Here is an 18761-nt window from a genome sequence, read left to right as displayed (position 1 = left end):
TAATCAAAAATCAGCGATATTTTTTTAGTTCGTATCTGGCAATTGCTCGCTTGTGAACTTCATCTGGACCATCGGCTAATCGTAATGTCCGAATATTAGCCCAGCTTGCTGCAAGCGGTGTATCTTCACTAACTCCAGCAGCACCAAAGGCCTGAATTGCCCGATCGATCACCTTTAATGCCATATTAGGGGCAACCACTTTAATCATAGCAATTTCAGCTTTTGCTTCTTTATTCCCAACCGTATCCATCATGTATGCAGCTTTAAGCGTCAAAAGTCTTGATTGTTCAATCTCAATTCTTGCCTCGGCTATCCATTCCTGAATCACGCCCTGGTCAGAAAGTTTTTTTCCAAAAGCAACCCTACCTTGAATACGCTTACACAATTCCTCCAGTGCACGCTCTGCTGCACCAATTGTCCGCATACAATGGTGAATTCGGCCTGGTCCAAGTCGGCCTTGGGCAATAGCAAACCCTTTTCCTTCACCCCAAAGCATATTGGAGGCGGGAACTCTTACATTCTTATATTCAATTTCAGCATGACCATGTGGTGCGTGATCATAGCCAAACACTGGTAATATCCGTTTAATCGTTACCCCTGGCGCATCTAGTGGAACAAGAATCATCGATTGTTGTTCATATGTAGAGGCCGTCGGATCATTTTTACCCATCACAATCGCGATTTTACAGCGGGGATCGCCTGCACCTGATGACCACCATTTCGTTCCGTTAACGATATAGTCATCACCATCACGAACAATACTTGCTTGAATATTCGTTGCATCTGATGAAGCTACATCTGGTTCGGTCATCGAAAAACAAGAACGGATTTCCCCGTCTAAGAGCGGCTTTAACCACTTTTCCTTCTGCTCCTCCGTTCCGTAGCGTACAAGGACTTCCATATTTCCCGTGTCTGGTGCGGCACAATTGAACACTTCCGGAGCAATACTAGAGCGCCCCATAATTTCGCAAAGAGGTGCGTATTCAACGTTCGTTAGACCCGCTCCTAGTTCACTCTCTGGTAAAAACAAGTTCCATAGCCCATGCTGTTTGGCTTTCTCTTTTAATTCCTCCATAATCGGGGGAACCTTTGAAAACGGGTTACTTTTATCAATCTGCTCATGGTAGAGCGCTTCATTTGGATAGACATACTCTTCCATAAAATGCGTTAGTTTTTTCTGATACTCCTTAACCTTTTCGGAATAACTGAAGTTCATTCTATTCCCTCCTCCCAACATACTAACTAGTCGGTATGTTACTAAATCTATAATAGTAGAAATTATCGGAATATTCAATGACTATTTTTCCGACAATTTCTTCAACAATATAGTAGAATATTGTTTATCTAGCTACTCTTTTCTCAATATCTTAAATATTCCTGTACCTTTGGCTATTAGCAGATCATCCTCATCGACAATTTCCGCTTCAATCGTCGCTAGTTTATACCCCTTTTGGACAATGTTAGCTCGGGCAAAGAGGTGCCCAGAATTTGTTGGGGCAAAATAATGAACTTCCAAATTCATAGCCACAACGGGTACTCTATATAAATTGCGAAGGAAGATGGTTTGGACCGTACTAAGCATGGATGCATGAACCCCGCCATGAGCCATTTTATTCGTATTTAATAACTCTTTTTTTAACGGCAGTTTTAGTAGAATGTCATCCTCTTCTAAGTTTACAACTTCAAAACCAATATGGGTAAAGAAGGGATTCGCTTCCCAATCGTTTAAAACGTTTCTTTTTATGACAGGCACCGACTCATCATTTTCTTCTTCAGCAAATTGAATCATCGAGCCCGTTTTAAAGGTACCGTTCCCTTTTGCAATGAGGAATCTATCCTGATCATAAATGCAGCCTTCTGCCGTTACGTATTTATCATCCTTGTTCAGGATTCTTGTTTCAGCCTGATAACGTTCTTTTGGTACTAGGTCAAAAAAGGATAGATTCAGATTGATTGTTGTCGCAAATGAGTTTGTCTCGAGTGAGATGGTCGCACCCATGGTAATATCGAGCATGGTTGCAAAAACCCCTGGATGGACAGTACCATCATCTTGAAGTAGATGAGGTCCCATTCCGAGCTCAAGTTGAAACAGATCTGGTGAACCACTGTTAAATCCGATATAATCAAAAAAAGTTGAATTGGTTTTTGGTAGTTTCACTTCAATGTCCCTCTCTAGTCGAATAAATTTAAAGTAGCTCGACCATCATCGCCATTCCTTGCCCACCACCAACACAAAGTGTAGCGATTCCTCTTTTGGCTTGACGTCTGTTCAATTCATGTACTAAGGTCGTGACAATCTTTGCTCCGGTTGCTCCGAGTGGATGTCCGAGAGCAATCGCACCACCGTTCACATTTACCTTATCCATATCGAGTTGTAATTCGCGAATCACGGCCAAGGACTGCGAGGCGAACGCTTCATTTAACTCAATTAGATCTATATCATCCAATGAAAGCTGTGTGCGTTCTAGCAGTTTTTTTATCGCTGGAACGGGCCCAATCCCCATCACCTCTGGTGAAACCCCTACTGCTGTCCAGTCAACAATTCTTGCCAGCGGTCGTAAGCCCAGCTTTTCGGCATGACTACTTGAGGTCAGTATAAGTGCTGCTGCCCCGTCATTCCGGCCGCAAGCATTCCCTGCGGTAACCGTCCCATTTTCTTTAAAAACCGGTCGAAGTTTGCTAAGCATTTCCACCGTCGTTTCAGGTCTAGGATGTTCATCGACAGCGACTGTCAAGGTACTTTTTTTCTCCTTCACCTCTACAGGCACCACTTCGGATGCAAAACGATTGTCCCGGATTGCTGCTGCCGCCCTACACTGACTTTCAAACGCGAATCTATCTTGGTCCTGGCGTGAAATCGAAAACCGTTCTGCTACATTTTCTGCGGTGATGCCCATTCCAAGTTCTTTGCCGTAGATTTCATGTGGCTGCTGGCCTGCTTCGGTGTTGGAATCAACAAGTTTGGAATTGTCCCCGCCAAAACGAGTGTTCCTCAGATAAAGTGGCGCATTACTCATGCTTTCCGTTCCACCTGCCACAACAATATTCGCCTGGCCAAAGGAAATTTGTTGGGCACCGGAAGCAATCGCCTGTAACCCGGATGCACATAAGCGGTTAATCGTAAAGGCCGGCACAGTGTCAGGCACACCAGCTCTCAACGCCGCTACCCTGGCCACGTTCGAAGATTCCGTTGACTGCCGCACTTCACCTAAAATGACTTCATCCACTTGTTTTGGAGTAATTCCAGCCCTTTTTACCGCTTCCTTAATAGCAATCGAGGCAAGGGTACCGGAGTTCAAACTTTTTAAGACACCCCCATACCTTCCTACCGGTGTGCGCACGGCACTTAAAATGACAATATCATCCATTTCGAATTCTCCTTTGTTACTAGATTAGTTGTACTCTTTTTCTAGTTGCCCTGCGATAATATTTTTCTGTATTTCAGAGGTGCCCTCATAAATTCTCGTAATTCTCGCATCCCGAAAAAATCGTTCGATCGGATAGTCGGCAATATAGCCGAGCCCACCGTGAATTTGGACTGCCTTATCAGCCACGCGATTGTAAACTTCTGAACCATAAAGCTTTAACATAGCCGCTTCCTTAATGACTTTCATTCCTTGATCCACCATCCACGCCACCCGGTAGGTGAATGACCTTAATGCCTCAATTTCAACAGCCATCTCAGCTAACATATGACTGACTGCCTGGTTCCTTATAATCGGTTTACCAAACTGTATGCGTTCCCTCGCATATCTCGTTGACATATCGAGGAGTTTTAAGCAGGAACCAAGATTGCGAGACGCCAAGCCAGCCCGGCCATTCGTTAAAATTTTTAACGCGTTGACATACCCTTGCCCTTCAACGCCAAGCACGTTTTCCACTGGAACCTCACAATCTTCAAAAATACATTCTGCTGAATGTGATCCTCTTAGGCCCATTTTTTTCTCAACCGCCCCAACTTGAAAACCAGGAAAATCCTTTTCGACTATAAAAGACGTAATCCCCTTGCTTCCTTTCTCAGGGTCTGTCGCCGCCATAACGGTGAAAACACTTGCTTCCGTAGCATTTGTAATATAATGTTTCAAGCCGTTAATAATGTACTTATCTCCTTTTCTGACTGCCGTGGTTTTTAAATTGGCAGCATTTGAACCAGCCGCAGGCTCTGTTAAGGCAAAGGCGCCGATTTTCTCACCGTTTGCCATATCCGGTAAATATTTGCGTTTTTGTTGTTCATTCCCCATTTCCACAATTCCAACTGTACCAATTCCGGTATGGGCCCCAATTAACGTGGTGTAACCGTTATGTGTTTGGCCAATTTCCTCATATAATGCACATTTCCCCACCATGTCAATTCCAAGACCACCATACTCCTCAGGAATACTAAGTCCAAACAGACCCATCTCTTTTGAGAGATTAATAACTCTTTCAGGTATATGGTTCTCCTCTTCAATTTGCATGGCAACAGCTTCTACCTCTGTCTGAATAAAATCCCTAACATTCTTTTTTAGAAAAAGAATATCTTCGTCTAATTCAAAGTTCATGACTAACAACTCCATTTATTCATCTTTTTGTTCAAATCTAGTTCTTTGCCTCTGCCAAGAGGATTCGTTTTAATACCTTTCCGACGGTATTTCGAGGTAAGGCATCGATTAATTCAAACTGTTTTGGCACTTTATAGCGAGTTAGGTTTTGATAACAAAAGTACTGAAGCTCCATCATATTAATGGTTCTTCCATCTTTTGGGACAATAAAAGCCTTTACGATTTCCCCTGCTTGCTGGTCGGGAATACCTACCACCGCTGCCTCAAGAACATCGGGATGTTCATATAGAACTCCTTCTACTTCCTGTGGATACACATTAAATCCACCAACCAAAATCATTTCCTTTTTCCGACCAACAATATAAAAATAACCATCTTCGTCCATTGTTGCTAAATCACCCGTATGGAGCCAGCCGTCTCGAAGTGCATGCTTCGTTTCCTCCGGTTTTTTCCAGTAGCCAAGCATAACCTGTGGCCCCCGAATCAATAATTCACCGACCGTTTTTTCAGGCAAATCCTCCCCATCATCATCGACAATTCGACAGTCTGTTTTTGGGACCGGGATCCCGATACTTCCTATTTTCAATTTCCCACCTGGCGGATTGCGATGTGTTGTCGGTGATGTCTCGGATAATCCATAGCCTTCACCAAGGGTAACCCCCGTTAATTGCTCAAACTTCTTGATAATTTCAATTGGTAATGGAGCAGACCCGCTTGAGCACATCTTGAAGCAGGTTAAATCATAGCTATCAATCTTAGGATAGTGGACAAAGGCATGATACATTTTTGGTACGCCAGGGAAAAATGTTGGTCGATGCGCTTGAATGATCTTAAGCACTTTTTCAGTCTCAAATTTGTTAACCAACACATTCACCGCACCGATATATATGCCAAGATTCATCCCACTCGTCATCCCGTAGACATGGTATAGCGGGGTCGCCGTTAAAATCGTTTCTTCACCAAAACCCATTCTATCTCCATATAGGGCCTTACTTTGAAGGACATTTGCCAGTAAATTAAAATGGGTCAACATGGCCCCCTTTTTCGTTCCTGTTGTTCCACCTGTATATTGAATGACAGCAATTTCTTCCTTCGCGATGATTGAACAGGCTTCTTCACTAAGGGGAGTTGCGTTAGTGATTAAGCTAGGAATGTTCGGAACGCCAGAAGCCTCCAAGCTTGGTTCCGTTACAAAAATATGTTTAAAAACAAAGGATGTTTGTAGGTTGGTTATCTTTTCTAAATTTACCGGTTCTGCAATAATATAGTTCAAATCGGCATCATGCGATATTTCCAAAAGTTCTCTAGAGGTATATAGGGGATTGATTTGGACTATGATAAGTCCCAACTTTAAGGCGGCATAATAGCAAATGACATAGATGGGGTGGTTAGACACCATTAGCCCTAAGCGCTCTCCTTTTGTCGCACCAAGCCGCTTCCAGGCATTGGCCAGCCGGTCTACCTGATCCTTCAACTGCTTGTAGGTCAGTCTTTCCTCCTCATAAATTATCGCCAATTGCTGACCATACTTTTCTGTTGTCGTTTCTAATAATGAATAAAGATTCTCCTCAGGAATATCAAAGGATTGAACGGTGGTCACTGGATATTGCTTTAACCAAGAACGGTTATGTTGTTTTTGCAAGTGTTTCACCTCGCCAAGAAGAGTTGGTTTTAAGAATTACTAGTTTGGTAGTATAACAGATGATAAATTGTTTCTAGAATCGGCGTTTCCACCTTTAGCTCTCGCCCCTTTTTTGCGATATATCCGCAAATGGATTCGATCTCTAGAGGTTTCCCTTTATGTTTATCCTGGAGCATGGAGGTTTGATGCGCTCTTGCAAGCTGTCCTTGCGCAAAGATTGTTTCGTAAAAATCCTCCTCGACCTCTATACCGGAGGCCCTAGCAACCTGTATGGATTCTTTACAGATATTCATTGCCGTTTGGTATAATCCGTCATCATCATACACGGCGCCAACCTTTGCCTCCATCAAGGCAGTGATGGGATTAAATGTGACATTCCAAAGCAGTTTTTTCCACTTAACAGCTATGATATTGTTCGATGGGAAGGTTTCAATATTCGCCTCATTAAAAATGGCGCTAATTTCATCTGCATGTTTAGCAGAATGATTGTCTAATGCGCCAATGATTAGTCTTGGTGTGACGCCAATTTGTTTCACACTACCTGTTTCTGTCACAATTGCTTGGATATACGTTGCAACCGAAATAATTCGTCCACTTCCAAACATTTCACTAAGAATTTCTTCATTGTCTACGCCATTCTGGAACGTCATGATTGTGCATGATTTTTTTAAATAAGGTTGAAAATTAGCAGCAACCTCCACTGTATTGGTTGATTTTACACAAAATAGCAGGAGGTCTATATCGGAAAATAATTCATAACGATCGGTAAAAGTACCTGCCACTTTGAAAGTCTCTCCACCATTTTCAACCGTAATCCCTTCTGCCTTCATTCTTTCGAGACTCTTGCCCCGCGCTAGAAAAGTGACTTCATGACCCGCTCTTTTTAATAGGGCCCCAAAATAACCGCCAACTGCACCGGAACCTGCCACACCAATCTTCATTTATTTTCCTCCATATACTTATGTAAAAATGCAAAGGGCAAAACTTTCACCCCCCACATTCAACTTTATTAATCCAACAGATCTGGTTGTTCTTTCACAATCCGATTCCATAATGGCTGGAATTGAAACCAACCTGCACTAGAAATTCCGACTGTATCATAGGTTACACGGGCACTCTCATCATCGATGCATATAGGCTTTCCAGCTGATTCGGCAAGTAATTGTGCTTGACAGGAACGTTCCATTGTAATAAACCACCAGGCCGCTTCATCAACCGTCTGGCCCACTGTTAGCAAGCCGTGATTTCGGAGAATACACGCTTTCTTGTCCCCAAGTGCATGACCAATCCGCTTCCCTTCTTCGATGTCATGGACGACGCCAGTAAAATCATCAAATATGGAATGATCTTGATAAAAGGCACACGCATCCTGTGTGATTGGATCTAAGTGACGACCAAGGGATGACCAGGATTTTCCGTAAACAGAATGTGCATGAGCAGCAGCGATGATATCAGGACGAGCCGCATGGACTTGAGAATGGATCGCAAAGGCAGCACGGTTAACCGGGTAATCTCCTTCAACCACCACTCCTTCATGATTACAAAGAATTAAATCAGAGGCACTAATTTGACTAAAATGCATCCCAAACGGATTTACCCAAAAGTGATCCTTCCGCTCAGGATCACGTGCCGTAAGATGGCCGGCAACCCCTTCGTCAAAACCAAACTTAGAAAATAAGCGGAAGGCACCTGCTAGTTTTTGTTTTAAATGAAGCCTTTCTTCTTCGATAGAAGAAAAAACGGGCGGCCGATAATTAACTTTCAGCTTAGTGGTCATAGTATCACCCTTTATTAAAGTAGTTGGAATATCATTCCTTTATTTTTCACTACTATTTAATAGAACTAAACCCAGCATGAAGACGGAATTCCTCCACCATGCCGGGTCTTTATGTCCCTCCCATTAATATTGGCGGTATACGACCTCGCCCTTTAACACTTCATTTCCCTGCTGATTAACAGCTTGAACTGTAAAGCGGAGAAGCTGCTCCTGTTTTTCTTTTAATGTGGCTTTAAGCGTGACTACATCATTTAGAAAGACCATGCCTTTAAAGCGGATCGAGTAATCTTGAACAAACCCTTCCTCATAGTACGAAGTAAATAGCTTTGCCAGATTGCCCATAGTCCACATGCCATGGGCAATAATCCCTGGTAAACCCGCTTTTTTAGCTTCATCATCAATCGTATGGATCGGATTAAAATCACCGGATGCCCCCGAATATTTAATCAGATCCATCCTCGAGACCGGCTCAAGCTGAATGTCTTGGATGGATTCGCCAACTTGTAACGCTAAAAGTGAACTCACTTTACCAACACCTTCCTCACTGCTTCAGAGATGACAACCGTTGAGGTTGAACTGAAAATGTTGTTTCCGGCTTGGTCATCCCCAAAGCTTTCAATCACGAGGAAGCCCATTTCTCCAAAGTTCCCTTTTTTCTCAAAATAATTTTTCACCTTGGAATAGCAAAATACTTCTTCCCCGACGATCAACGGCCTTTCATAATGGAAGGTCTGTTCCCCATGAATTAAACCTTTTGCGGGTAGGTTCAATCCCACTATATCACCATAATCAAAAGTCCTCGGGAAGGTCGGTGGTGCAATATTCGCTTTATATTTAGACAATCTTCCGGTATCTTCATCAAAATAAATCGGATGAAGGTCCCCAATCGCTTCAGCGAATTTCTTAACTGCCCCTCGTTCAACCACATTCTTCACCTTGCTCGATTGTTTACCAATTTGCTCTTTAAACAAATCCTTTCACCTCACAAGTTAACATTTTGGTCCGCCCGCGACATAGATTACCTGACCATTAACAAACGATGATTTTTCATCTGCAAAGAAGGCAACAGCATTGGCAATATCTGCAGGTTTACCACTTCTGCCGACAGGAATATTAGCTACACTTGCTTGGATTAATTGTTCAAATGGAATCCCAATTCTCGCTGCCGTTTCTTTCGTCATCTCTGTTTCAATAAAACCAGGTGCAACGGAGTTGGCAGTGATTCCATACCGGCCTAATTCGATTGCCAGTGTCTTTGTGAAGCCCTGCAAGCCCGCTTTCGCCGCCGCATAATTGGCTTGACCACGATTACCAAGCGCCGAAGTGGAAGAAATATTAATAATTCGTCCGTATTTATTTTCGACCATATATTTCTGAGCAGCACGTGCCGCATTAAACGAGCCCTTCAAATGGACATCCATCACGGTCTGCCAATCTGAATCCGTCATTTTAAATAAGAGATTATCTCGGATGACCCCGGCATTATTGACAAGAATGTCGATCGAACCATAGGTGTTGTAAACCTCTTTAACAGCATTTTCTATTTGTTCGGCATCGACAACATTGGCTACCTTCGCAAAGACTTCATAGCCTTTTTCAGTGAATTCTTTTGATGTTTCCGTCAATGCCTCTTCATTTAGGTCAACAATCGCCACTTTTGCCCCCTCAGATGCAAAAAGTTCGGCAATTCCCTTTCCGATCCCCCGACTTCCTCCTGTTACAAATGCAACTCGCCCCGCAAATCTTCCTGTCATTTCGATTCCTCCTGCAAAAATATTTTAGATAGCGCTTACAATCAGTCCTTAAATATATTGGCCTACCTTGACATGACCTTTAATTAAGTTACGTGAGATAATCATGCGCTGAATTTCGTCTGTACCATCATAAATTCTCCATAGTCTTGCTTCACGGTACCAGCGTTCAATTGGCAATTCTCTTGTATACCCCATACCACCGTGAATTTGTAAAACTCGGTCAACCACTCGGTTCCCCATATTTGCCCCGTATAACTTTGCCATCGAAGCTAGATGACGATTATCTTCGCCATTATCAAGTGTAAAGGCTGCATTCAAGACGAGCCATTTGGCTGCTTCAATTTCAACGGCTGAGTCGGCAATTTGCCATTGGATTGCTTGGCGTTCTGCAATCGGTTTTCCGAACGTCACTCGTTCTTTTGCATAGTCAATCGCCATTTGTAAGAGGCGTTCAGCGGTTCCAACTGCTCTTGCACCTACGACCCATCTAGCAAACCCAATCCACTCCAACCCTAGGTTATACCCCTTATGCAATTCGCCAAGAATATTTTCCTCAGGAACGCGTACATTATCAAATACCAAGCCTGCCGGACCCCATTCCCCCATCGTATGTATATACTCGGATTTCCAGCCCATGTCGCGGTCAACGATAAAACAGGTAACGCCTTCACGCCCATGTGTAGTTTGGTGTAAGTCTTTATCCGTAATTGCGATCGCCATTACAAAGTCTGCTTCATTGCCACCTGTAATAAAGGTCTTTTCACCATTTAACACCCATTCATGGCCATCCTTTACGGCTGTCATTTTAATATTTCGTGTATCAGAGCCTGCACCAGGTTCAGTCATGGCAAAACATGATTTCTTATCACCATTGATGGTTGGCAATAAATACTTTTTCTTCTGCTCGTCATTTCCATAGTAAAGGATATTGTCTGCACCGCCACCAAAGGAAAATGGCACAAATGTTTTGGAAACCTCCATTAAAACAATCGCCATCATCATTTGGCCAAGATCAGCGCCCCCATATTCTTCTGGTGTGTTAATTCCCCAGAAGCCAGCTTCCTTTGCCTTTAATTGCAGCTCTTTAAGCTTTCCAGCTGGGAGACTTGGTTTACCTTCTCGTTCGTTTCGTAAAACATCATTTTCAAGTGGAATGAGTTCTTTTTCTACAAATCTTCTAATAGTTTTTTGGACCATTTTTTGTTCATCGGTTAGTCGCAAATGCATTTCCATCACTCCATTTCTCATTCTTTTGAATGGTAAAAACTGGTCGTAGATCCTCAAAAGCTTGCAACAATTCTGTTAATCTAGTTTTAACTTCTTAAAAAGCATATGCAAAAAACATTTAATACATACCTACCGGTTGGTATGTTACTTATATTTTATTCCGAACTTTCAGATAATACAAGGTTTTTTCTGTTTTTTATTTTTAATTAACGCATACAAACTGAGCTCTTTTCTTTTACTTTACTTAATATAATGTTTTTGACTAATTCCTTTCTTTTTGGCAAATGATATTAGTGGTATTCAAATTGAATATCCTCGTTTCAAATCCTATGATGAGGTGATTGTTGATGAGCTATCGAGATCAATTAGATCCACACTCAGAGCTTTTTCACCACACTTTTACCAGACCGAAACACCAAAAAGCACAGGTGAACGGGCAAACGCAAATGTCGCAAAACCAAATCATCTTAAGGAGTAATGCTAAGGCTCACCGCTGGTAGGAGTCTTGGCAGCGAAACGAAACTGATTGTCTAAAAAACAATTAGTACAAAAAGGAAGACCCTTTTTCGATGCAATTTTCGAGACTGGGTCTTTCTTTTTTTCATGAAAATAAAATTTTTCAGAAAAGTTCATATTGAAAATATAGGATTGGAAGGCTATCATAAATCTAATTACATATTATTAAACTGGGGTGGAATAGGGATATGTTTGAGGAATTCTCAATAAGAGATGCAGAAATAGAAGATTTACCCGTTATAGTGGACATATACAATTCAACCATTCCCAGCAGAATGGTGACAGCCGACTTAGAACCAGTGTCAGTGGAAACTAGAGAGCCATGGTTCAACGAGCATACACCTACTTTTCGTCCTTTATGGGTGGTCGAAACCAATGGCAGAATTTGTGCGTGGGTCAGCTTTCAATCATTTTATGGCAGACCCGCTTATAATCATACCGCAGAAATCAGCATTTATATCCATCATGATTTTCGGGGCAGAAAACTTGGTAAATATCTTATTCAAAAATCCATTGATGCCTGCCCCAAACTTGACATCAAGACATTGCTCGGGTTTATTTTTGGACATAATGAACCAAGTACGAAACTGTTTTTAAGCTTTGGATTTGAAAAGTGGGCCCATTTTCCGAATGTAGCAGAATTAGATGGGGTAGAAAGAGATTTACTTATCTTTGGAAAAAGAATTGGCTAATACCTTCATTGGCCGTACGACCAGATTATACATGATGAACAGGAGCTGAAATACATGAGTGTACATAAAGCGATTACTCAACACGTAAACAAACAAAACAAACAAATAGCTACTTTTCTCTTACTCGACCAACAAAGAGAATTTTATATTGAGGAAGCCTTGAAATGTTGTAAAGAGGGAAAACCATTTACGACCGAGAAAATCAACGAAATTACAGAGCAAATTAATGCCCTGACAAGACAGGGAATCGTACCAAATCGTAAATTAGTTTCCATCGATATGGTTAAGGCATACGCAAAGAAGTCTTAAAGGCTTCTTTTTTTATTTCCATTAAATTGTAAATCCTTATTCCGTATTCCAAATTAATCAATTATCTAGTAGTATATCAGAGGAGAAATAATTATTACTTTCATTCTCGGACCCTGGTTTCTTTGAAAGAATAGGAGATTTTCATGGATAAAAAAAAGCTCGTTATCCTTTATATTATTAGTAGTATTATTTGGATATATGGTTCAAATTACCTCATTCAAGAATTTATCCCTACCCCTTATATTCATCTTTTAGAAAGATTAAAAGAAATTCTCTATATCATCGTTACAGGAGGATTTATCTACTTTTATATCAATAAGCAACAAGAGTTAATGGTTTCGCGGGAAGATCAAAATCGCCTTTCCACACTTATTAATTCCATGGTGGACTTTGTTAATTTTAAGGATGGAGAAGGCAGATGGATTGAAACCAATGACTATGGTTTGAAACTGTTTCAGCTTGAGCATGTCGATTATCGTGGGAAGAAGGATTCTGAGCTAGCCCACTACACTGAATTTTACGCAAATGTCCTTAAGTCCGTTGAGCAATCCGATGAGCAAGCCTGGAAAAATGGAAAAATCCTCCGAATTGAAGAGGTACTTCCCCTTCCAAATGGTTCGTGGAAAACGTTTGATACCATCAAGGTTCCCCTTTTTCATGCCGATGGCAGCAGACAAGGGTTAGTCATCATCAGTCGTGATATTACGGAAAAAAGGGAGATGGCCAAACAGCTAGCAGAGAGTCAGCAACAATATAAATCTTTATTTGAATATAGTCCAGATATCGTTTATATGCTGGACCTTAACGGAATCATCACTAATCTTAACCCCCACTTTGAAGTGATTACAGGTTTTAAGCGGGAGGCGATGATTGGCACAAGTATCACTACATTATTGCCGAAAAAATATAAAAGGTTTTTAACTAGTTTTATTTCCTCTGTTGTAGAAAATGGCAAGCCGATCGTATATGAGATGAGTTTCCCTCATGCGAATGGAACGAACATTACCTTACAATGTACATCCCTCCCAATTATTGTTAATGGTCAAATCACAGGGATTATTGGCTATGGCCGAGATGTTACCGCTCTTAGGGCCACAGAGGAGCGCTTAAGAAGAACAGAAAAGCTTTCCGTTGTCGGAGAATTATCAGCTAGTGTAGCACATGAGATTCGTAATCCACTTACCTCGTTAAAGGGCTTCGTTCAGCTTTTACAAATGGAGGATGGAAAACATCAATATTATTATCAAATCATGTTGGATGAACTAGACCGGATCAATCATATTGTTAGTGAACTATTGTTACTTGCCAAACCACAGCATTTTAAGTTTTCGATAGCGTCTATTCAAAAATTATTAAATGACGTGGTATCGTTATTAAGTTCAGAAGCCATTTATTATAATGTAAGGATTGATTCTTTTTTCCATGAAGAAAATCTCTACATTGAATGTGAACCAAATCAGCTAAAACAAGTATTTATTAATATCCTAAAAAACGCCATCGAGGCCTCCGAAAAAGGTGGGACCGTTACGATTGAACTAGCGAAATCAGTAGATGAGCAGGTTTTGATTACGGTGAAGGATAATGGTTATGGCATTTCAAAAGAACGGTTAGAAAAAATTGGCGAACCCTTTTACTCTTCTAAGGAAAAAGGGACAGGCTTAGGGTTAACCGTCAGCTTTAAAATTGTCCAAACACATAATGGAACGATTCGTTTTACTAGCCAAAAAAATCAAGGTACTTCCGTTCAAATTACCCTCCCTATTAAACAGGATCATTCAAATAAAAAGGTCGTACAGAATTTACATTCACGATCGTAAACTGAAAACTGCCTATGGTCATCATCAAAGGCAGTTTTTTTGTCTATTAACCTAAGACGGATTAGACGTTGCTTCCGCATTTTTTTTTCGATTACGAAAGAACGCAATAATGAGAAGAAAGACTGGAATCACGACCTGAAATGGATAATGCAAATAAATGGGAACTATACTTAGCCCTTCTTTAATGTGTTCCGCGTAATTGGAGGCAATGGTTACCGAGGCAAATAAAACTAGGGTCCCCAATGGAAAACTTAATTGAGCTTGATTCGTAAATTTAAAAATATCAGCTGCTCCAGCCACTGCCGCATAGAAGAATAATGATATTTTAAAAAAACCACCTACCATTAAATAGAGCATAAACAGCACATCCAGTCGCTCGATAAAATTAGCTAATTTAATTTTGCTAATGGTTGAAAGTAGTGGGAAATTAGCTCGAACAAATAAATCGGTGCCTAAGGCAGAAACATTAATGGCGGCTGTTAAGGCAATATTTATTCCACTTAGGACCATTGCACTCAGACAAACTACTTTCACCTTTTTTGGATTATTGATGTAGGGCAGAATCATCGTAAAAACAACCATTTCCCCGAAAGGGAAGGTGAGTGTTTCGCCAAGAACAGTGCTCATTACTGGTTTCCAGCCATTCTCTAGGATAGGGCGAAGATGCTCAAGATTAATTAACCCAGAAAAAATAACTAATCCAAAGCCAACAATGGCCAAAAAATAGATAATCATTAAAAAAAGTTGTCCCACCCTGGCAATTACTTCAAAACCCTTATGAATACCATAAATAATTGTAAAAATCATTAAGCAATTAATTACAATTAAAGGCGTACCTGTGTAGATGGTCGTTGTTAATAATTCTCCGAAGTCACGTAATACCCTTGCCGCACAATATAGGAAATATATAATATATAACAAACCGATGAAACGGCCAACCCATTTTCCCGTAATCCTTTGCGCATAACTGGTTAAAGGAATATCCTGATAATACATATAGAGACGGTAGTAAACCAGGAATAGGACGAGCCCTCCAGCTAACCCCACTAAAATGGCAATCCATGCATCTTGTTTCGCACTTGCTCCTAACCCAACAAGAATAGCACTCCCCATCTCAAACATAACGACTAGAACAAATAGTTGTGAAGCATTGATTTTTGCCTTTTCCATTCACTCCCTCCTCTCTCGACCGATTCATTGTTTCATTGTTGACCAAAATGGTTTTGTGCGGATTCCCTCTCTACGAACATAGAAATCAACTTTTACATTCACGTCTAAGTCAGCAAATTCCTCGTCCCACTGATTCTGAATTCGTTTCCACAAGCGAGGATTGGCCAAATGCACCTTTTCGCCAAAACCCAAGATATCACTCTTTAATCGTTGAGTTGCCTTTACTGTCGCTAATATTTGTTTTTTTGTCTCAATTTCTACTTTTTTTTCGATTTGATTCATTACATCAGGATTGGTCAAATCAATATTGGTGTTGGCCTCACTAATCCACCCTTCATTTTCGATTTTTATATTAATGAGAGGTTTTTCATTAATAACCTTTGCAGAAACTTTTGTTTTAGACCGTATCGGTGCCACCGTAAGGGCCTTCTTCTTCCCATTCCAATTTATATTGATGTCGGTACTTTGCAGCTTATCAAGTATCCAGATGACCCCTCTTGCTTCATCATTACTTAGCCAGTCTTGCAATTTCCCATCATGAAATACTGCTAACCCATCCGATTCAAGATAGGCATCTGTAGTCGTTTTTTGCAGATTACTTGCTTTCTTTGCTCCTGATTTCTTTCCACGAAGCCTATATCCATTTAGAATCGGTTGTTTCCCCTTGCTTAATAATCCGCTAAGGAAATCGTCAATATTAATGCTCATATTTTCACCCAGCATACTTTCAGATGATTTTATTTGATTTGAAATACTTTTAACTGGGATTTTATCAAGAATCGTAAGAGTCGTTACAATCTCTTCCGCTGTAGAACCCCTTGCAATGATTAATTCAGTTGTGGTTCGAAATTCTGGATCGCGATCTAATGCATCCAAGACATCAAGCATATTTTCCTTTGCTATTTCTTCACTAATCACAACAATATTGGTGTGCGCATAATAAAGCCGCCTAGAAACCTTTTTTGTAGCATTTCTAGCTGCCTCTGTTAAGGTATCACCCGTACTTTTATAAACAGCGATTGGTAGCCCTTGTCCTCCCCCCGTTTGCGCGGAAGAAACATTGCCCGGATTTACAAGTTGAAATGAGAGGGTAAACTTATTATTTTCGCCCTTGTCCACCCCTAAGGCCATCACAAAGGCTAAGTCAGTGAGTTCCTTTTGATTCCAACAAGCACTAAGAATGGGTAAAATCATAACGACAATGGATAGGACCATCAAGACTTTCTTCATTATTTGTCACCCTTTGTTTCCTGGATGTCATTAGGTTTCGGCGGATCCGGTTTTTGATTTTCTCCTGTCCTAACAATATTCCCTTTACTCATAAATGGAGGTCTTTTCTTAAATGCCCAAATTGGAAAACGAACAAACACATCTTGTTGATTATTGATGTTAAATGGGGCTAATGGCATCATATAAGGCACCCCAAACGAACGTAACGAGCATAAATGAATAGTAATAAAAATAAGCCCGAGCATCATTCCATAAAACCCCAAAATAGTCGCTAATCCCATTAAGGCGAAGCGGAGAAGTCTAGCTGCAATCGCCATCGCAAAAATTGGCGTTGAAAAATTAGCAATCGCCGTAATCGAAACTACGATTACCATTATTGGGGAAACAAAGCCAGCCTGTACGGCAGCCTGCCCAATAACAAGCGCACCAACAATGGAAACGGCTTGGCCGACAGCCCTTGGCAATCTTAGCCCAGCCTCCCGGAGGATTTCAAAGGTAACTTCCATGATTAATGCCTCCACAAATGCGGGAAACGGGACATTCTCCCGTTGAGCGGCAATCGCAATTGCCATTGACGTCGGTATCATTTCTTGATGGAAGGTGGTTGCCGCAATATAGGTGGCCGGCCCCATCAGGGCTATTAAAAAAGCCAATATTCTTAAAATTCGAATCCCTGTTGAAATATCAAATCGTGAATAATAATCATCAGGTGCCTGAAAAAATTGAATAAAAATAGCTGGTGCCGTTACAACAAAGGGTGTCCCATCAACAATAATGGCCACTCTTCCTTCAAGTAATTGTGAGGTTACAACATCAGGTCTTTCAGTATGATAGGTAGTAGGAAATGTGGTCCACGTCTGATCTTCAATTAATTGTTCAATATAGCCTGAGCCAATAATCGAATCCATATCAATTCGCCCTAGTCTTTCTTTAATCTCCTTCACAATCTTTTCATTAGCAATTCCTTTAATATACATAATGCCAACATCCGTTTGAGAAACCCTTCCTATTTTGAACGATTCTAACCAAAGATTAGGACTTTTTATCCTGCGCCGGATTAAGGCGGTATTAGTTCTAAGCGTTTCTGTAAAAGAATCCTTCGGCCCTCTGATGGAAAGTTGGGTAGTCGGCTCCGAAATGGAACGTTTTTCCCATCCCTTCGTCTCTCCACTGATTGCCTTCGTGCACCCATCTAAAAAAATAATCGTATTCCCAGACAGTAATGAATCATAGACTTTATTCCAATCAGCAATGGACTCAACACTCCCTAATGCCACGGCTTGATCGAGTACGTATTGAAAAATATCGATGCGTTCTGGAATGATTTCCTTCTCCATGAATGGTTCTAATAAGAAATCACTAACAACTTTGTTATCTGCTAATCCATCTACATACACTAAAGCACCTTTATGGATGCTCACTTTAAAGTCTCGACAGACGATATCCGCGCTATCTCCAAATTCTTCTTTGATTCGCCTAATATTTTCTTTATACTCTCTAAGGATCGGTAAATCCTCTGGCTTAAGTGGATCTTGTTTTTGCCTATAATTATCATTCTTTCGCTGTTTTTTCTTCTTTTTCATGATACTTGACAATATCGACACAAGCTTCCACCCCACTTCCAAGTATTACTATTGGCTATTTTACCCAAGGTGTTCAGGAATATCCATTTACGCAATATTCTTCTTGTTAATAGCGTATAAGGTATCTACTTTCTCAAAATACTATCAATAATGTGGATAGAAGGTGAATTGTTTGAAACTATTCTTCGTAACTCTATTAATTGCTGGAGGATTATCATCCCTAATTATTTGGTTAGATATTCTAATGGGCACCAACCCTAATGGCATTGTTTGGAAGGCTCTCAACCCTTTCCGAGTAATGGAACCAGCCGAATATATCATTGTCTTTTTATTTAGCTTATTCTTTATTTTTAAATCCCTGGCATCTTACATTAAAAAGAAACGCCAGAGTCAAACCCCCTCTAATTAATCTCCAAGCGAAACGATCAAATGAAAAGAGCTCCCATTGTCATTGGGAGCTCTCAGACTGTAGACAAACTCGAAAATTTTCGAGTTTGTCTACA

Annotated in this window: 19 protein-coding genes; 5 read left to right on the top strand and 14 right to left on the bottom strand. The window is 40.9% G+C overall.

Translation table 11 applies throughout. The features are described from left to right. Positions 1 to 10 precede the first annotated feature (10 nt). From TY15_RS06145 to TY15_RS06095, 11 genes are all read right to left on the bottom strand, one after another. The gene (locus tag TY15_RS06145) at positions 11 to 1216 is read right to left on the bottom strand and encodes an acyl-CoA dehydrogenase (RefSeq protein ID WP_040209438.1); all 1206 of its coding nucleotides are present in this window, start codon (positions 1214 to 1216) and stop codon (positions 11 to 13) included. 132 nt (positions 1217 to 1348) lie between these two features. After that, positions 1349 to 2158, bottom strand: coding sequence for a hotdog fold thioesterase (locus TY15_RS23935; protein WP_052353710.1), 810 nt, complete (start codon positions 2156 to 2158; stop codon positions 1349 to 1351). A gap of 28 nt (positions 2159 to 2186) precedes the next feature. Next, entirely contained in the window at positions 2187 to 3368 is a 1182-nt protein-coding gene (locus TY15_RS06135; RefSeq protein ID WP_040209439.1) for a thiolase family protein, read from the bottom strand. A gap of 24 nt (positions 3369 to 3392) precedes the next feature. Beyond that, positions 3393 to 4541: an acyl-CoA dehydrogenase family protein gene (locus tag TY15_RS06130; RefSeq protein WP_040209440.1), complete on the bottom strand. Its 1149-nt coding sequence runs from the start codon at positions 4539 to 4541 to the stop codon at positions 3393 to 3395. A 37-nt stretch (positions 4542 to 4578) separates the two neighbouring features. After that, positions 4579 to 6183 (bottom strand): long-chain-fatty-acid--CoA ligase, encoded by a 1605-nt coding sequence (locus TY15_RS06125; RefSeq protein ID WP_040209441.1) that lies wholly within the window; start codon positions 6181 to 6183, stop codon positions 4579 to 4581. 29 nt (positions 6184 to 6212) lie between these two features. Further along, entirely contained in the window at positions 6213 to 7124 is a 912-nt protein-coding gene (locus TY15_RS06120) for a ketopantoate reductase family protein (RefSeq protein WP_040209443.1), read from the bottom strand. 68 nt (positions 7125 to 7192) lie between these two features. Further along, positions 7193 to 7960 (bottom strand): class II aldolase/adducin family protein, encoded by a 768-nt coding sequence (locus TY15_RS06115; RefSeq protein ID WP_040209445.1) that lies wholly within the window; start codon positions 7958 to 7960, stop codon positions 7193 to 7195. Between the two features lie 123 nt (positions 7961 to 8083). Continuing rightward, positions 8084 to 8485 (bottom strand): MaoC family dehydratase, encoded by a 402-nt coding sequence (locus TY15_RS06110; RefSeq protein WP_040209448.1) that lies wholly within the window; start codon positions 8483 to 8485, stop codon positions 8084 to 8086. Continuing rightward, positions 8482 to 8931: a MaoC family dehydratase N-terminal domain-containing protein gene (locus tag TY15_RS06105; protein WP_040209449.1), complete on the bottom strand. Its 450-nt coding sequence runs from the start codon at positions 8929 to 8931 to the stop codon at positions 8482 to 8484. The genes TY15_RS06110 and TY15_RS06105 overlap by 4 nt, the downstream gene beginning before the upstream one ends. Before the next feature lie 18 nt (positions 8932 to 8949). After that, the gene (gene fabG / locus TY15_RS06100) at positions 8950 to 9714 is read right to left on the bottom strand and encodes a 3-oxoacyl-ACP reductase FabG (RefSeq protein WP_040209451.1); all 765 of its coding nucleotides are present in this window, start codon (positions 9712 to 9714) and stop codon (positions 8950 to 8952) included. A 48-nt stretch (positions 9715 to 9762) separates the two neighbouring features. Continuing rightward, positions 9763 to 10941, bottom strand: a complete 1179-nt coding sequence (locus tag TY15_RS06095) for an acyl-CoA dehydrogenase family protein (protein ID WP_040209452.1) — start codon at positions 10939 to 10941, stop codon at positions 9763 to 9765. Positions 10942 to 11288: 347 nt separating this feature from the next. On the opposite strand from TY15_RS06095, the gene TY15_RS23475 reads away from it, so the two are divergent. The 4 genes from TY15_RS23475 (at position 11289) to TY15_RS06080 (ending at position 14275) form a co-directional block, all read left to right on the top strand. After that, on the top strand, positions 11289 to 11441 hold the full coding sequence (locus TY15_RS23475; protein ID WP_074432776.1) for a YpzG family protein: 153 nt from the start codon (positions 11289 to 11291) through the stop codon (positions 11439 to 11441). 204 nt (positions 11442 to 11645) lie between these two features. Further along, positions 11646 to 12149, top strand: coding sequence for a GNAT family N-acetyltransferase (locus TY15_RS06090; protein WP_040209453.1), 504 nt, complete (start codon positions 11646 to 11648; stop codon positions 12147 to 12149). A gap of 54 nt (positions 12150 to 12203) precedes the next feature. After that, complete coding sequence (locus TY15_RS06085; RefSeq protein ID WP_040209454.1) at positions 12204 to 12458, top strand: YpbS family protein; 255 nt, start codon at positions 12204 to 12206, stop codon at positions 12456 to 12458. 143 nt (positions 12459 to 12601) lie between these two features. Continuing rightward, complete coding sequence (locus TY15_RS06080; protein ID WP_040209455.1) at positions 12602 to 14275, top strand: PAS domain-containing sensor histidine kinase; 1674 nt, start codon at positions 12602 to 12604, stop codon at positions 14273 to 14275. A 51-nt stretch (positions 14276 to 14326) separates the two neighbouring features. Here TY15_RS06080 and TY15_RS06075 read toward each other — a convergent pair whose 3' ends face one another. The 3 genes from TY15_RS06075 to TY15_RS06065 are packed head-to-tail and all read right to left on the bottom strand — an operon-like array spanning position 14327 to position 18258. Then, positions 14327 to 15445, bottom strand: coding sequence for a GerAB/ArcD/ProY family transporter (locus TY15_RS06075; RefSeq protein ID WP_040209456.1), 1119 nt, complete (start codon positions 15443 to 15445; stop codon positions 14327 to 14329). Between the two features lie 24 nt (positions 15446 to 15469). Continuing rightward, positions 15470 to 16675 carry a Ger(x)C family spore germination protein gene (locus tag TY15_RS06070; protein ID WP_040209458.1) on the bottom strand — a complete coding sequence of 402 codons (1206 nt, stop codon included), beginning with the start codon at positions 16673 to 16675 and terminating at the stop codon, positions 15470 to 15472. Further along, positions 16675 to 18258 (bottom strand): spore germination protein, encoded by a 1584-nt coding sequence (locus TY15_RS06065; protein WP_040209539.1) that lies wholly within the window; start codon positions 18256 to 18258, stop codon positions 16675 to 16677. Before TY15_RS06065 ends, TY15_RS06070 begins: the two co-directional genes overlap by 1 nt. Positions 18259 to 18421: 163 nt before the next feature. Between TY15_RS06065 and TY15_RS25435 the strand changes: the two genes are divergently transcribed. Further along, positions 18422 to 18667 carry a YczF family membrane protein gene (locus TY15_RS25435; protein WP_476738869.1) on the top strand — a complete coding sequence of 82 codons (246 nt, stop codon included), beginning with the start codon at positions 18422 to 18424 and terminating at the stop codon, positions 18665 to 18667. The last annotated feature ends 94 nt before the right edge of the window (positions 18668 to 18761 follow it).

It is taken from the genome of Neobacillus jeddahensis (assembly GCF_000612625.1).
Lineage (GTDB): Bacteria > Bacillota > Bacilli > Bacillales > Cytobacillaceae > Neobacillus > Neobacillus jeddahensis.
Note: the sequence above shows the minus strand (reverse complement) of the source record. Positions and strands in the feature narration are given on the sequence as shown.

Excerpts from the sequence above, each read along its gene's own strand:
- TY15_RS06115 (WP_040209445.1), bottom strand. The coding sequence starts at position 7,960 with ATGACCACTAAGCTGAAAGTTAATTATCGGCCGCCCGTTTTTTCTTCT.
- TY15_RS06135 (WP_040209439.1), bottom strand. The coding sequence starts at position 3,368 with ATGGATGATATTGTCATTTTAAGTGCCGTGCGCACACCGGTAGGAAGG.
- TY15_RS23475 (WP_074432776.1), top strand. The coding sequence starts at position 11,289 with ATGAGCTATCGAGATCAATTAGATCCACACTCAGAGCTTTTTCACCAC.
- TY15_RS06065 (WP_040209539.1), bottom strand. The coding sequence starts at position 18,258 with ATGAAAAAGAAGAAAAAACAGCGAAAGAATGATAATTATAGGCAAAAA.
- TY15_RS06090 (WP_040209453.1), top strand. The coding sequence starts at position 11,646 with ATGTTTGAGGAATTCTCAATAAGAGATGCAGAAATAGAAGATTTACCC.
- TY15_RS06130 (WP_040209440.1), bottom strand. The coding sequence starts at position 4,541 with ATGAACTTTGAATTAGACGAAGATATTCTTTTTCTAAAAAAGAATGTT.
- fabG (WP_040209451.1), bottom strand. The coding sequence starts at position 9,714 with ATGACAGGAAGATTTGCGGGGCGAGTTGCATTTGTAACAGGAGGAAGT.
- TY15_RS06120 (WP_040209443.1), bottom strand. The coding sequence starts at position 7,124 with ATGAAGATTGGTGTGGCAGGTTCCGGTGCAGTTGGCGGTTATTTTGGG.
- TY15_RS06080 (WP_040209455.1), top strand. The coding sequence starts at position 12,602 with ATGGATAAAAAAAAGCTCGTTATCCTTTATATTATTAGTAGTATTATT.
- TY15_RS06070 (WP_040209458.1), bottom strand. The coding sequence starts at position 16,675 with ATGAAGAAAGTCTTGATGGTCCTATCCATTGTCGTTATGATTTTACCC.
- TY15_RS06075 (WP_040209456.1), bottom strand. The coding sequence starts at position 15,445 with ATGGAAAAGGCAAAAATCAATGCTTCACAACTATTTGTTCTAGTCGTT.
- TY15_RS06145 (WP_040209438.1), bottom strand. The coding sequence starts at position 1,216 with ATGAACTTCAGTTATTCCGAAAAGGTTAAGGAGTATCAGAAAAAACTA.
- TY15_RS06085 (WP_040209454.1), top strand. The coding sequence starts at position 12,204 with ATGAGTGTACATAAAGCGATTACTCAACACGTAAACAAACAAAACAAA.
- TY15_RS06095 (WP_040209452.1), bottom strand. The coding sequence starts at position 10,941 with ATGCATTTGCGACTAACCGATGAACAAAAAATGGTCCAAAAAACTATT.